This window comes from Melioribacteraceae bacterium (genome assembly GCA_030584085.1).
Taxonomy (GTDB): domain Bacteria; phylum Bacteroidota; class Ignavibacteria; order Ignavibacteriales; family Melioribacteraceae; genus SURF-28.
The window spans coordinates 212,684-227,617 of sequence record CP129490.1; the positions used below are offsets into that span (position 1 = coordinate 212,684).

Genomic DNA, 14,934 nt, shown 5'->3' on the forward strand with positions numbered 1-14,934 from the left:
TTTAAGCTAGAGTTTAAGATGAAAACGAGAATCTTGATAATAGAAGACAATCTTCAAAACATGTATATGCTGTCATATTTATTAGAAAGCGAGAACTATCAAGTGCTGCAAGCTTTTAGCGGAAAAGACGGAATTGCAATTGCGATTAATGAAAGTCCCGATGTAATTCTTTTGGATATTCAATTGCCGCAAATGGACGGTTATCAAGTAGCTGCTGAATTAAGAAAACAAGATTCTTTAAAAAATATTCCTATAATTGCTGTAACTTCGTACGCTATGCCGGGTGATAGAGAGAAGGCTTTAGAATCCGGCGCAACAGGCTATATCGAAAAACCGATAAACCCGGATACATTTATTTCACAGATGATTTCTTTCCTGCCGAAAGAACTTCATCAGAAAGATGAGAGTTAGTTATGAATATGAAAATAATACTCGTTGATGATAAAGAAGAAAATCTTTATATGCTCGAATCTTTATTAACAGGCAACGGCTATCAAATAAAATCTACCCAGAATGGAATTGAAGCACTAGCCGAACTTAAAGATGACAAGTATGATTTGATAATCTCTGATATTCTTATGCCAGTTATGGATGGTTTTGCTTTTTGTCGTGAATGCAAAAAAGACGAAACACTTAAAAACATTCCGTTCATATTCTACACCGCTACTTACACCGATAAAAAAGATGAGGAATTTGCACTTAGTCTTGGAGCGGATCGATTTGTTTTGAAGCCGCAGGATCCCGATGTTTTTATTGAAATTGTTCGTGAACTATTACATGAAGTGGAAGACAGAAAACTTATCCCCAGAACAAAAAATTTAATGCCGGAAAATGTTTTACTGAAAGAATACAATGCGGCGCTCATTAGAAAATTAGAAGATAAGATGCAACAAAGTGAAGAGAATGAAAAGAAATTAAAAATATATGTAAATGAATTAGAGAAAAATATTGAAGAACGAGCGGCTATTGAAAAGGAATTAAGTGAAAGCGAAGAACGCTATCGCCTTATTCTTGAAAATAGCATGGATGCAATATTATTTACGGCACCGGACGGAAGTATTTTTTCGGCAAACAAGGCGGCATGCGATTTATTTCAAATGACCGAAGAAGAAATTATTCAAAAAGGAAGAAACGGTATAGTAGATCAATCCGATCCGAATTTACAAATTTTAATGAAGGAGAGGAGAGAAAAAGGAAAAGCAAAAGGTCAACTCATTTTCACTAAAAAGGATGGCACAAAGTTTCCAGCAGAAATGACCTCATCCATTTTTACGACTTCGGAGGGGGAAAAAAGATCTACCACAATTATACGAGATATAACCGAGCAAATGAGAGTTAATCAAGAATTAATCGATTCGAAAAATAGAGCTGAGAAATTGAATAGATTAAAAACAGAATTCCTTGCACAAATGTCTCATGAAATTAGAAGTCCGTTAAATGCGATACTTAATTTTGCTCAAGTAATAAAAGAAGAAGTTAGCGATGAAGAAAATGAAACTTTAGAAGTCGCGTTCTCGGCTATAGATTCTGCGAGTAAAAGAATGATTCGTACTGTTGATTCGATATTAAATATGTCCGAACTTCAACTTGGGACTTACGAACTGTCTATTGAGAGAACAAATCTGGTTCATATACTTAAAAGCCTAATTTCAGAATATCAGGGCACGGCAGATCATAAAAAATTGAATTTAAATTTTGTCACTGCTTTTGATGAAGCAATTATTAATACTGATGATTATGCCGTTAAACAAATTGTTGCCAACTTGATTGATAACGCGCTAAAATATACTAACGATGGGGGAGTTGAGGTTAAACTCTACAAAAATAATGATTCTAAATTTTGTATAGAAATATCTGATACGGGTATTGGTATTTCCGAAGAGTTCTTACCATATTTGTTCGATCCATTCAGACAGGAAGAACAGGGATATTCTCGTACATTTGACGGAAGCGGTTTGGGAATGGCATTAACCGATAAGTATTGCAAATTGATCAATGCTGATATCCAAGTAGATAGTCAGAAGTACAAAGGAACAACTTTTTGTATTACTTTAGGCGACTTAAAACTTACCAAATAACTGAATATTTCATTAAATAAAAAAAGGCACGCTTTTGCGTGCCTTCGATCTTAGTATTTAATATTTATTTTTCGATGCTAGTTATCAAGCTTCTTGAACTTAAACCACCAGTCGTAACCTTCAACATTTTCTTTTTCACGAGCTCGTGCGGTAACAACATCTTTTGGTGGAGGAATAATTACTTTGTCGCCCATAATTTCATTATTCGGCCAGTTTTCCGGCATAGCAACTTTTTGTGAATCGGAAATTTGTAATGCTTTCAACGCACGTAAAACTTCATCAACTTGTCTGCCGATTTCTTGCGGATAATAAATCATCAATCTTATTTTGCCTTCGGGATCAATTACAAAAACCGCGCGAACAGTGTTTGTTCCTTTCCCGGGATGAATCATTCCCAATTTCATTGCAACTCTACCCATATCATCGGCTATTACTGGGAACGGAATTTCTACATTTAAATTTTCTTTAATCCAATCAACCCATTTGATATGTGAAAACACCTGATCGATAGAATGACCTATTAACTCGGCATTTAATTTTTTGAATTCATTTACTCTTTTTGCAAACGCAACAAACTCAGTTGTGCAAACCGGTGTAAAATCACCGGGATGTGAAAAAAGTACAATCCATTTACCTTTATAATCACCCGGAATATTCTTCATACCGTGTGTTGTTTGAACTTCTAAGCTTGGCATAACTTCACCAAGTAACGGAATACCAACTCTTGTTTCTTCTGACATATCGTCCTCCAATTATTTTATATACAGATATGATGTCTCCAATTGATTTTGGATTCATCTTCGAAATTAAGGATTATCAAGTCTTGTTTAGATGAAATTGTCGGTTATTTCTATTGGAATAACATTTTAACACATATTAACCTATTTTTGTTAACTGAAAGTTATTGGGAAAAAAAATGTGTTTTAGAAAATATTTGATGCTGATTGCTGTCCTTGGAATCAATGTCTATCCTTCTGAATTTCAAGATTTTCTAAGTAGAGTAAACAGCATAAATAATCCAACGGATAAGCAAGCCGTGGTTGATAGTTTTTTGATTCACGCTGATTCAGTTGGAGTTCCGTTTGTGGAAGGAAATACAGCTAACTTTCTTTACAAAGGAAATGTAAGCTCGGTACAAGTTGCCGGAGATTTCAACGGCTGGAGTTCATCGGCTATGTCTCGCTTAAGTGGAACTGATTTATTTTATCTAACCAGAAATTTTGAACTTGATGCTAGGTTTGATTATAAGTTGGTTGTAAATGGACAAATGATTTTAGATCCGCGTAACCCCAATACAGTTCCGGGTGGATTTGGTAAAAATTCCGAACTGGCAATGCCGGATTATGTTCAACCATGGGAAATTGTTTACAATCCAATTGTTGAAAGAGGAAAGCTGACTAACTTTTCTTTGTCTTCCCAAATCATGAACAGAAATTATTCTGTAACAATTTACTTTCCTGTTGGTTATGATAGTGCAAAATCCGGAGGCTACTCGACAGCATTTTATCAAGATGGAAGCGATTATTTAAGTCTTGGTTATGGTTGGGTTATTTTGGACAATTTAATTTCACAAAATATAATTGAACCAATTTTAGGAGTTTTTGTTAGACCAACAAACAGAAACGATGAGTATGCTTACGATAACCGATTTAAATATGCAGAGTTTTTTGCAAATGAATTAGTCCCTCATATTGACTCGATGTTCAATACTACAAAATCTCCGCAAAATAGATTGGTCATTGGCGATTCATTCGGCGGTAATATTTCTGCGTTGATAAGCTACCAATACCCGGAAGTATTTGGTTTATGCGGACTTCATTCGGCAGCATTTTGGCCTAACGATTATGAAGTATATAACATGATCGTAAATGGAGAAAGGAAAGATATAAAGTATTACTCAGTTTGGGGAAGTTATGAAAGCTTGTTCACTAACATGCGAAACTTCCAAAGCGAAATGATCTCGTTGGGATATGAAATAGACGGTAAAGAATTTCATGAAGGACATAGCTGGGGATTATGGCGAGCAACAACTGATTTAATTTTGGAATATTTCTTCCCATCAAATACGACAAACGTTGTAATTGATGAATTAGTTAATGAATTTGTTTTGTATCAAAACTATCCTAATCCGTTTAATCCATCTACAACAATAAAATTTTCAATTCCCCATTCTGAATTTACAACACTTAAAGTTTATGATCTATTGGGTAGAGAAGTCGATACTTTACTTGATGAGTATCTGGTTCCCGGTACATATCAAATGGAATTTGATGGCAGCAAACTTACTAGCGGCATATATTTTTATACTTTATATCTCAACGGAAATATTCAAACAAAAAAAATGACATTAATAAAGTAGGTGCAAAATGATAAGCCAAAAATTACTAGACGTACTTTGTTGTCCGGAATCAAAAGCAGATTTAGTTCTAGACAATAACTTTTTAGTCTCAACAGATAAAAATACGAGAAGACGGTATAGAATTGAAGATGATATTCCGATTATGTTGATTGATGAATCCGAACAGCTGGATGAAAAAACTTGGCTGGAGATAATGGAGCGTCACGGTATAAAAGTAGAATAGAAAATTAAATGATTATAAAAACCGAACAATCCGAATTACAAAACTTTCTTGTTGATGCATCAAACTATAAAGGAAAATGTGAAGAAGTTTATTTTCCTGAATCAAAATACGATGTAGTAGAAATTTTTCAACTGGCAAACTCATTGAATAAGCAAATTACAATTTGTGGAAATAGGACCGGCTTAACTGGAGGCTGTGTTCCGATTGACGGTATTTTAATTTCAACTGATAAATTGAATAAAATTATTGAAATAAATGAAAAGCAGAAATATGCAATTGTTCAGCCGGGTCTTTTGTTAAGGGATTTTATAACTCTTGTCGAAGAGAAAAATCTTTACTATCCGCCGGATCCAACAGAAAAAGATTGTTACATAGGCGGAACCGTTGCAAATAATGCTTCCGGTGCAAAAACTTTTAAGTACGGTGCAACAAGAGAATTTGTAATCGGATTAGAGATAATTCTTCCAAATGGAGAAGAAGTGTATCTTGAACGTGATCAGCAATTTGCAAATGGATATGATCTTAAACTGCAATGTAAAAGTGGAAGCGTTATAAATCTTTCTATTCCGAAATATCGAATGCCTAAGACCAAACACGCAGCGGGATATTTTGTAAAAAAAAATATGGATGCAATTGACTTGTTCATAGGGGCAGAAGGAACTTTTGGGTTTATATCTGAAATAAAATTGAAGCTTCTTAACAAACCGGAAAATATTTTATCGTCCGTAATATTTTTTAGTACTGAAAATAATGCATTAAAATTTGTTGAAGATGCACGTGAAGAAACTTATAAAAATCGCAAAGATTCTTTTACTGAAAGTATTGATGCTCTTGCCTTAGAATACTTTGATGGTAACTCGTTAAAATTCTTGTATGAAGAATATCCTAATATACCTCGTCATGCCGAATCCGCGGTTTGGTTTGAGCAGGAATTTAGTTCGGATAGCGAAGAATCTATTTTTAACAAATGGATTGAACTTATTGAAGAGTGTAACGGTGATGTTGAATCCGCGTGGTTTGCTAATAATGAAAAAGATAGAAAACAGTTTGGCGAATTTCGTCATGCTGTTTCTTGGAAGGTGAATGAATATATCTCAAGAAATAATATCTTAAAAGTGGGAACTGATATTGCGGTTCCGGATGAGAATTTCAAAGAGTTTTACAACTTTGCAAAAAAGATAGTTGCGGAAAGTAATATTGATCAAATAGCATACGGACATTTTGGTAATTCACATCTGCACCTAAACATGCTTCCTAAAACTGAATTAGAATATAAAACTGCAAAAAATATTTACTCGATAATTTGTAAAAAAGCGGTGGAATTAAATGGAACAATTTCTGCCGAACACGGTATAGGGAAATTAAAAAGAGATTATCTGCAATTAATGTTTACGGAAAACGAGATACGGCAAATGGCTAATCTGAAAAAACAGATTGACCCAAAATTAATTTTAAACATCGGTAACATAATCGATCCGAAATTTTATGAAGGTTTATAAGTTATTTTACATATTTATTTTTCTCCCGTTTCTAATTGGTTATTCGCAAGAAGCAAAATTATCCAATATGTTCAGATTGGCGCAGACATTTGAGCAATCCGGTGAATTCGAACAAGCTAAAAGTATTTATGAAGATCTTCATAAATCACAACCGAACAATCCAACTTTTCTCGAAGCCTTAAACAATATTTACATACTTCTAAAAGATTACGATAAATCAATTCAAATGATGACTAACATTATCAGTTCGTCACCACAAAATGTTAATTATTATGGGATGCTTGGCAACACCTATTACACTAAAGGCGATACAACAAAAGCTTTCGAAACATGGGAAAAGGGATTGGAGATTTCACGCGGCAACACTGCGGTTTACAGAGCAATTATAAATTATGCTTTACAAAACAGAGCTTTTAACAAAGCAATAGAATATTTGAATCGAGCAAAGAATTTTGGAAATGATACGTATGTTTTTTCTCTTGATTTAGCCAGAGTTTATGCGATGACAATGAACTTTGAGAAAGCTGCATTCGAATATTGTGAGATAATTAAAAATGATCCGACTTTAGTTCAAATGGTAATCGGAAACATGTCCGCTTTTCTTACACGACCGACAGCATTGACCGAAAGTATAAGTTCTGTAAAATCTTATTATACCCAAAACAATATTCCGGAATTAAATTCTTTACTGATTCATCTCTATAAAATGAACGGTAATTATAAAAGCGCGTTTGAACACGTTGTAAAGTTAGAAGAAGAATCCAACAAAAACGGAAGAGAGTTCTTTCAATTTGCTCAACAGGCTTTAATTGAAAAAAAGTTTGATGTTGCATCAATGTCCTTTGAAAAATTAATTGAAGAATATCCAAAGTCACCATTAGTACCCTCCTCAAGAATTGGTTATGCAAAAGCTTTTGAGCAATCAATTATCAGTAAACGTTATTCGACAATTGAAAACTGGAAACCGTTTTCTAATGCGGAAGTAGTTTTTACTGATGATTTTATTAAAGCAATAAATTCATATAAAACAATTTTGGAATTGTATCCGAACGATGATATAAAAGGGGAAGCGCTTTATAGAATTGGTGAAATATATCATTATTATTTAGATAATCCGGATAGTGCGAAGTCATATTACAAACAAGTTATCGGTTCTCGCACTTTTGCTCAAATTATTCATTCAGCAAATATTCGAATAGCTGAAATTGAATTAAGAAACGGTGAAAACGAATCTGCCGCAACGAGATTAGAAACAATTGCGAAAAGCTCAAATATTTCCGAACAGTATAAAAGCGAAGCAAGTCTTTTATTAGGGAAATTACATTTTTGGAATGGACAATTTAAGCAAGCATCTTCCAGTTTATCTTCGGTAACAAAAAATTTACTTGATGATAACGCAAATGATGCGTTGCAAATTCAAACATTAATCGGAACTTTAAAAAGTGATTCCGCAAACTTGGCAACATATTCAAAAGCCGAATACCATTCTTTCAATAAAAAATTTGATGAAGCAGCTGAACTTTATGATCAGTTAAGAAATGGCTCAAATCCCATTCTGAAAGAATTAGCCGGATTAAAGTATGCGTATGTTTTGATCGCCCAAGATCGTTACACAGCAGCTTTGGAAATATTGAAAGAAACAAAAGAAACCAGCACTATTAAAATGTTTGAACCTGAAATTGAGTATATTTCGGGTGAAATAAAATTATTTGCTATAAAAGATTACGAAGGAGCTCAGACAGCATATCGAAATATCCTTGATAATTATAGCAACTCCTTATATTTTGATAAGTCCAGACAAAAAATTGAATTTATTAACGAATTGAAGAATAAAACAATATGAATGAAACTCAAGATCAACATAATGTAAAATGTTCGTTTTGCGGAAGAGAAGGTAACGAAGTAACAAGTATGGTTGCCGGACCTGATGTTTATATATGCGACATCTGTATTAGAACTAGTGTGGATATACTAAAAAACAATCTTGCAGCATACAATACCAAAACAAAAAAAACTGCTAGCTTAACTCCAGAAATGATCAAGAAAAGTCTCGATGAACATGTAATCGGACAAGAAAAAGCTAAGAAAGTTTTATCTGTTGCGGTTTATAATCATTATAAAAGAATCAATTCACACACATCATTTTTTGAATTGGATGATGTTGAGATAGAAAAAAGTAATATTCTTTTGATCGGACCAACCGGTGTTGGTAAGACATTAATTGCACAAACACTAGCAAAAATTTTAGATGTTCCTTTTGCAATTGCTGATGCAACCACATTAACCGAAGCGGGATATGTCGGGGACGATGTTGAAACAGTTTTAGTAAGGTTGTTACAAGCTGCCGATTATAATCTTGAAAAAGCTCAAAAAGGAATTATATATATAGACGAAATTGATAAGATTGCAAGAAAAAGTGAAAGTACATCAATTACCAGAGATGTTTCGGGAGAAGGTGTTCAGCAAGCACTTCTAAAAATTTTAGAAGGAACGGTTGCCGGAGTTCCTCCTCGCGGTGGCAGAAAACATCCTGAACAAAGCTTGATAAATATCAATACTAAAAATATTCTATTTATCGTCGGCGGCGCATTCGATGGAATTGATCCGATTGTTGCATCACGTGTAAAGAAAAATGTTATGGGTTTTGATACTGATTTTTCTACCGAACATAATGAAGAAAGAGATCAACTATTACAAATGATTCAACCTGAAGATTTATTAAAATTTGGATTGATACCCGAGTTAATAGGACGATTACCGATTATCGCTCCTCTTCATTCATTAAACGAAGATGCTTTGAAAAGTATTCTCACAAAACCGAAGAATGCGATTATCAAACAATTTAAAAAATTGTTTATGATGGAAGGTGTAGAGTTGGAGTTTGATAAAAATTCTCTCGAAGCTATTGTAGTAAAAGCAATGGAAAGGAAAACAGGTGCACGCGCACTTCGTTCAATAGTAGAGGGGGTTTTGCTCGATATTATGTATGAGCTTCCTAACATGAATAAAGTTGAAAAATGTTTAATTACAAAAGACACGATTAATAAAGGCTCAAAGCCGGTGTATATTGAGTCCGATAGAAAATCGGCGTAATTCACACTTAATAAATTTTCTAACTTCCTAACTTTTCAATGAAGAAAATATTTTTAATGATTTTGGCTCTGTGCGCAATAATAAGCGCACAGTCCAAAATTTTAATATGCATGGATCTTCAACAAACCGATCATCTCAAAGCATACGGTGTTACTTACAACGCTTTAGATAGAGGTCTCACAGCTGATTGGCTTCTCAATTATCGAGGCGGTTCATTTCTATTTGACTTTGACGATGATCTTGCTTTAAGATGCAAATTAAAAGGTGTTTCTTACGAACTCCTTTCTTCTCCACAAACAGTTGAAATTCTAGCTTATGTTCAAAATGAAGAACAGAATATGGATGTTGTTCGATTAGAAAAATCTCCGAAGATAGCAGTGTTTGTTCCTGAAGGATTTCTCCCGTGGGATGATGCCGTTTCTCTTGTTTTGGATTATGCGGAAGTTCCATATGATAAAATATGGATTCAAGAAATAATTCAAGGCGATCTTCAAAAATATGATTGGCTTCATCTTCATCACGAAGATTTTACAGGGCAGTATGGAAAATTTTATGCAAGCTACAGCAATGCGCAGTGGTATATTGAACAGCAAATGTTATATGAAAACGAAGCCAAAAAATTAGGTTTTACAAAAGTTAGCGAAATGGAACGAGCGGTTGTTTTTGAAATTAGAAATTACATTGCCGAAGGCGGGTTCTTGTTTGCAATGTGCTCCGCTACTGATTCTTATGATATAGCTTTGGCTGCAGTAAATACTGATATTGCTGATAGAATGTTTGACGGAGATCCTCCCGACGCAAACGCTCAAGAAAAATTAGATTTTTCTCAAACACTTGCGTTTGAAAACTTTCAGTTAGAAATGAACCCTTACGTTTATGAATACAGTGATATTGATATTCAACCTTTGGAAGTTGGGAATCAGCAGAATGATTATTTCACTTTATTCGAGTTTTCTGCTAAGTACGATCCGGTTCCTACAATGTTAACTCAAAACCACGTTAATGTTATTCGTGGATTTATGGGACAAACAACAATGTTCAGAAAACATTTAATAAAAAATTCAGTTTATATTTTGGGCGAACGCGAGGGAACAGATCAAGTTAAATATATTCATGGAAATTTTGGCAGAGGATTCTTTTCGTTTTATGGCGGACATGACCCTGAAGATTATCAACATGCGGTTGGTGACCCTGAAACCGATTTGAGTCTATATAAAAACTCGCCGGGTTACAGATTAATATTAAATAATATTTTATTCCCCGCAGCAAAAAAGAAAAAACAAAAAACATAACCGGAAGCTTTATGAGATTTTTAAAAATTAAAAACAGCAATGAACAAGTTGAAGTCGGTAAAATAGTTTGTGTCGGCAGAAATTATGCAAAACATGCCGAAGAACTCGGTAACGAAATACCTGAATTCCCATTAATATTTTTAAAGCCGGCTTCGGTTTTAATATCAGATAATGAAAATATTATTAAACCCAAAAATTCGGGTGAGCTTCACCATGAAGTAGAACTGGTTTTATTGATTGGTGAAACAATTAAAGATGCAGACGAAACACAAGCTGAAAATGCAATAGCTGGTTATGCCGTTGGACTTGATATGACTCTTCGGGATATCCAAAGTGAGTTAAAAAAGAAAGGTCATCCTTGGACTCTTGCAAAAGTTTTTGACACTTCTGCTGTCATTTCAGAGTTCGTTAGTAAGAAAGATTATCAATTAAGCGGAAATGAAAAAATAGAACTTTACATAAATGATGAAATCAAACAATCATCCTCGTTAGATTTTATGCTGTTTAATTCAACTCAAATTGTTGCATATCTATCTTCAAAATTCACGTTGGAAAAAGGAGATTTAATATTTACCGGAACTCCGGAGGGTGTTGGAGCTGTTAATATTGGAGACGAAATTAAAGCCGAAATTGAGAATATTGGTAAACTAAAACTGAAAGTAGAATAAACTATGAATATAAAATTCGCTATCATAGCATTACTCGTTTTAATTACTACATCATGTGCACAAAGACCAAATGTGCCATCAATAACAATTGAAGAATTTATTGAAAAAATCGAAACAGATACTTCACTGGTTATCTTAGATGTAAGAACTCCGCAAGAATTGGTTGGGCCGCTCGGGAAAATTGAATCAGTTATAAATATTCCTGTTCAAGAATTATCTGATAGAGTTAGTGAATTAGAGAAATATAAAGGGAAAAACATAGCGGTTATTTGTCGTACCGGGAATAGATCAACTTTTGCGACAAAAATACTTATAGAAAACGGTCATAAAGCTGAAAACGTGTTGGACGGAATGGTGAAGTATAGGAAATAAAAGGGAAATAATGATTCAAATATTTGGAACCAAAAAGTGTAAGGAAACACAAAAGGCAGAACGTTTTTTTAAAGAAAGAAAAATTGATTATCAATTTTGTGATCTTACCGAAAAAGGTGTGAGTAAAAAGGAATTTGATAATTTTTTGCAATTTTATGAACTTGAAGAACTTATAGACAAGGAAGGCAAACATTATAAAAAAAGAAATTTGCAATATATTCTGCATAATATCGAAACAGAATTGTTGGAAGATCCGTTGCTCTTTAAAACTCCGATTGTAAGATTAAATAGAAAAGTTGTTCTTGGTTACAATGTAGATGCTTGGTCAACATTTGCTTCCGAAGCAGATTGATTTATCACCGATAAAGGAATCACGGCCTTAATTTTTGTACCATCCTTTATCATCGATTTAATAGAAAACTTTCCTTGCAAAAAGAGAATTCTTTCTTCCATGCTTTTTAAACCCATACGTCTGCTGTTACTTGAATGAAGAATGTCTTCAACCTCAAAACCTTTACCGTCATCTTCTATTCTAATAATTAGAGAATCATCTTGAGTTACTAGTATAACAAGTGCGCTATTAGCGTCTGAATGTTTTCTTACATTCCAAAGTGCTTCCTGTATGAAGCGATATATATTATTCCCGGATTCTTCGGAGATTTTGAAAGACTCCTCTAAATTTGTAAAAAATTCCACATCAATTTTCATGTGGTTGTTAAAATCATTACATAGTGCATGAATAGAATTTACAAACCCTGTTTGTTTGATAGAATTTGCATGAAGAAAATAAGCTAAGTCCCGCAAGTAAATTGTTAACTCCGAAATTTTATCTGAAATCCACGAGTAATTTTCATGCTCGGCTTTATTGCTTTCAATCAATTTATCGACTTCTAATTTTAACACCGCCATATCTTGAGCAATATGATCATGTAGATCTCTGGCAATCTTTTCGCTTTGTTCTTCCTGCGCGGTAAAAATTCTTTGTGTTAATATCCTAATATTCTTTTCAGATTCTTGGAGCTGACTTGTTCTAATTTTCACTTTTTCTTCAAGCAAATTTGAATAGCGTGATCTTACTATATAATTATAGATTGAATAGCTGACTGCAACCGATAATAACACGAGTAGAGCCAAAAACCAACTCTGTATATAAAATGGTGATCCAATAAAAATCGTATTAGAGTAAACAGTATCACTTGAAACACCGTTTGGATTAATTGATGAAACCCCAACCTTATATTCACCGGGGGCAAGGTTTCTTAAGTAAAATGAAGTTTCGTTTGTATTATAAATCTCGGTTGTTCCGTCATCAATGTTTTCTAATAAAACAGAATAGGTCATTGCAGTTTCATCGATGAAGCTTGGTGAATTGTACATTATAATCAAATCATTATTTGTGTGGGGAAATTCAATCTCTTCAGTTATATTGTTAATATTACCATCCAGATCAGAAATTCCGATAAAATTAATTTTTGGTTTAATCTCGTAATACTCAGCATGATATGCTTCTGGAATAAAAATTGAAAGCCCATTTTCAGTACCGATATAAACTTTATTATCATCAAAAAGAAAAGCATCGCGATTAGTTTCAACACCGGCAAAACCATCCTTTGTTGTAAATCTCCTAAATTCACCGGTTTTGGGATTCCACCTTAAAGCTCCGCCCATTAGTCCAAACCATATATAATCATTTTCTTTTTCGATAAAGAAAATAGGATCAGAAATTTTTAAGTCGGGGAATTCTTTTAATTCTTTTCCGTCAAAAACCAATAAACCGCCGTAAGAACCGATGAGCCAGTTATTTTCGCTAATATTTAAGAGAGCATATATTTCATCCTTTTGTTTATCAGCAACTTTATATTGAGTAAACCCTCCGTTTAGAAGGTTGTATAAATAAACCCCTCTTCTTGTTGCAAGTATCAGCTTATTTTCACTAAAATAATCCATTGCTCGGATATTTAGGTTATGCTCACGAAAAATCTCGCTGAAATAATCATTAGAAAGTTTGTTCAAGCTACTAAATGTTGAGAAATAGATATGCTGTTCTGATGCAAGAAATAAACTCATATAACTGGTTTTAATATTAGAATCTATTACTAACCAATCCAGATATCCATTTCTACTAATAGTACCAACCCCCATGCGTTGTGACGTGAAATAAACTCTATCATCATTAGGATTATATTCGGTCTTGATTATCCTTGAAAATAAATCAAAATCGTTTTGGTTTAGATGAATGCGTTTAACAAGTTCCCCTTGAATAAAAGTGAAACCGGAATTGTGACCCAAGATTAAAGGTCCATCAGGAAATCTGGAAATTGAAGTAACTTCATTTTCCAAAAAAGTAGATGAGTTTAGATGATTGGAAAATGGGGAATACCGAATTTTGCTTATTCCTCTTAGTGTAGTTATCCATAAATTTTTTTCATAATCAATATATACTGAAGTTGCGCCTGAAGTTGTAAAGTTTTCACTTACATCTAGTTTTTTAATGGATTTAAAAACAGAAGAATATTGATAAAGATGGAATTTTGTCCCGAAATAAAAATCATTATTTGGTGATTTTGCAAGAAAAGGAAGGTTGATGTGTTCTTCGTAAAAATTAAGAAACATGTTTGTAATTATTTTTTCATAATGTGTCCCAGTTAATTTACCAATCCATGTTTTAGTAAGAAAATACACCTCATTGTTTAAGTAATCATTCAAGATAGTGTAAACAGGAATATCTGCGTTGACTAAATTTTTGCTAATTCTATTACCCTGAAAATCATGTTGAAACAGTCCTTTGTTTGTCGCAACAAGTATATGTTCGTCAATAAACCTTACATCATAAATAATATCTGTGTCTTCAATTTCTATTCTAGTTAGAGCTAAACTATCATTTGTTGAGATTAGAACTTCCGTTCGGTTAACAACCAGAATAATTCTTCTCTCATCAGAAGTGTACGAAATATCAAAAGAAAGTAATGATTTGTATTCATTACCCATGGAAGGTAAATTCGACCATTCAGAATCTTTCAAATAAAATATTTTTTTACTTTGGTCATAAGGGATAGCCCATAGAATTCCCTTTTCATCTAATCTAAGAATCTGAAAATGTAAATCGGCCTTTTCACTACCCAAAGAATCGTGTAGTATCCAATTATTCCCATCGTACTCAATCAACCCTTTTTCTGAAGCAAACCACATGTTACCGTTACTAGCTTGAACACAATCATAAATTGTTGAAACAGGTAAACCATCAACTGCTGTGTAATTTTTTATAAGTGATTGTTGTGGGAAAATTGTTGTTGTAAAGATTAGAACTATAATGATGATGTTGAGTGGATGCATTGATTATTTGATATATA

The 14,934-nt window shown here is 33.5% G+C and carries 13 protein-coding genes; 11 read left to right on the plus strand and 2 right to left on the minus strand.

What is annotated here, in order from left to right; genetic code table 11:
- The first annotated feature begins 18 nt into the window (after positions 1–18).
- Together QY331_00895 and QY331_00900 are read left to right on the plus strand one after the other, a co-directional pair.
- Positions 19–411 (plus strand): response regulator, encoded by a 393-nt coding sequence (locus QY331_00895; protein WKZ69806.1) that lies wholly within the window; start codon positions 19–21, stop codon positions 409–411.
- Positions 412–419: 8 nt separating this feature from the next.
- Entirely contained in the window at positions 420–2,078 is a 1,659-nt protein-coding gene (locus QY331_00900) for an ATP-binding protein (protein ID WKZ69807.1), read from the plus strand.
- A gap of 77 nt (positions 2,079–2,155) precedes the next feature.
- Here QY331_00900 and QY331_00905 read toward each other — a convergent pair whose 3' ends face one another.
- The gene (locus tag QY331_00905) at positions 2,156–2,818 is read right to left on the minus strand and encodes a peroxiredoxin (GenBank protein WKZ69808.1); all 663 of its coding nucleotides are present in this window, start codon (positions 2,816–2,818) and stop codon (positions 2,156–2,158) included.
- Between the two features lie 176 nt (positions 2,819–2,994).
- Here QY331_00905 and QY331_00910 point away from each other — a divergent pair, with 176 nt between their 5' ends.
- The 9 genes from QY331_00910 (at position 2,995) to QY331_00950 (ending at position 11,936) form a co-directional block, all read left to right on the plus strand.
- On the plus strand, positions 2,995–4,437 hold the full coding sequence (locus QY331_00910) for an alpha/beta hydrolase-fold protein (GenBank protein WKZ69809.1): 1,443 nt from the start codon (positions 2,995–2,997) through the stop codon (positions 4,435–4,437).
- A 7-nt stretch (positions 4,438–4,444) separates the two neighbouring features.
- Positions 4,445–4,660 carry a hypothetical protein gene (locus QY331_00915; GenBank protein ID WKZ69810.1) on the plus strand — a complete coding sequence of 72 codons (216 nt, stop codon included), beginning with the start codon at positions 4,445–4,447 and terminating at the stop codon, positions 4,658–4,660.
- A gap of 8 nt (positions 4,661–4,668) precedes the next feature.
- Positions 4,669–6,159 carry an FAD-binding oxidoreductase gene (locus QY331_00920; protein ID WKZ69811.1) on the plus strand — a complete coding sequence of 497 codons (1,491 nt, stop codon included), beginning with the start codon at positions 4,669–4,671 and terminating at the stop codon, positions 6,157–6,159.
- On the plus strand, positions 6,146–8,002 hold the full coding sequence (locus tag QY331_00925; protein WKZ69812.1) for a tetratricopeptide repeat protein: 1,857 nt from the start codon (positions 6,146–6,148) through the stop codon (positions 8,000–8,002). Before QY331_00920 ends, QY331_00925 begins: the two co-directional genes overlap by 14 nt.
- Complete coding sequence (gene clpX / locus QY331_00930) at positions 7,999–9,252, plus strand: ATP-dependent Clp protease ATP-binding subunit ClpX (GenBank protein ID WKZ69813.1); 1,254 nt, start codon at positions 7,999–8,001, stop codon at positions 9,250–9,252. The genes QY331_00925 and clpX overlap by 4 nt, the downstream gene beginning before the upstream one ends.
- 110 nt (positions 9,253–9,362) lie before the next feature.
- Positions 9,363–10,544, plus strand: a complete 1,182-nt coding sequence (locus tag QY331_00935) for an asparagine synthetase B (protein WKZ69814.1) — start codon at positions 9,363–9,365, stop codon at positions 10,542–10,544.
- Between the two features lie 11 nt (positions 10,545–10,555).
- The gene (locus QY331_00940) at positions 10,556–11,212 is read left to right on the plus strand and encodes a fumarylacetoacetate hydrolase family protein (GenBank protein WKZ69815.1); all 657 of its coding nucleotides are present in this window, start codon (positions 10,556–10,558) and stop codon (positions 11,210–11,212) included.
- A gap of 3 nt (positions 11,213–11,215) precedes the next feature.
- On the plus strand, positions 11,216–11,584 hold the full coding sequence (locus QY331_00945) for a rhodanese-like domain-containing protein (protein ID WKZ69816.1): 369 nt from the start codon (positions 11,216–11,218) through the stop codon (positions 11,582–11,584).
- 10 nt (positions 11,585–11,594) lie between these two features.
- Positions 11,595–11,936 (plus strand): ArsC/Spx/MgsR family protein, encoded by a 342-nt coding sequence (locus tag QY331_00950; GenBank protein WKZ69817.1) that lies wholly within the window; start codon positions 11,595–11,597, stop codon positions 11,934–11,936.
- Here the strand turns inward: QY331_00950 and QY331_00955 are convergent.
- On the minus strand, positions 11,891–14,917 hold the full coding sequence (locus tag QY331_00955) for a hypothetical protein (GenBank protein ID WKZ69818.1): 3,027 nt from the start codon (positions 14,915–14,917) through the stop codon (positions 11,891–11,893). The genes QY331_00950 and QY331_00955 overlap by 46 nt on opposite strands.
- Between the last annotated feature and the right edge of the window lie 17 nt (positions 14,918–14,934).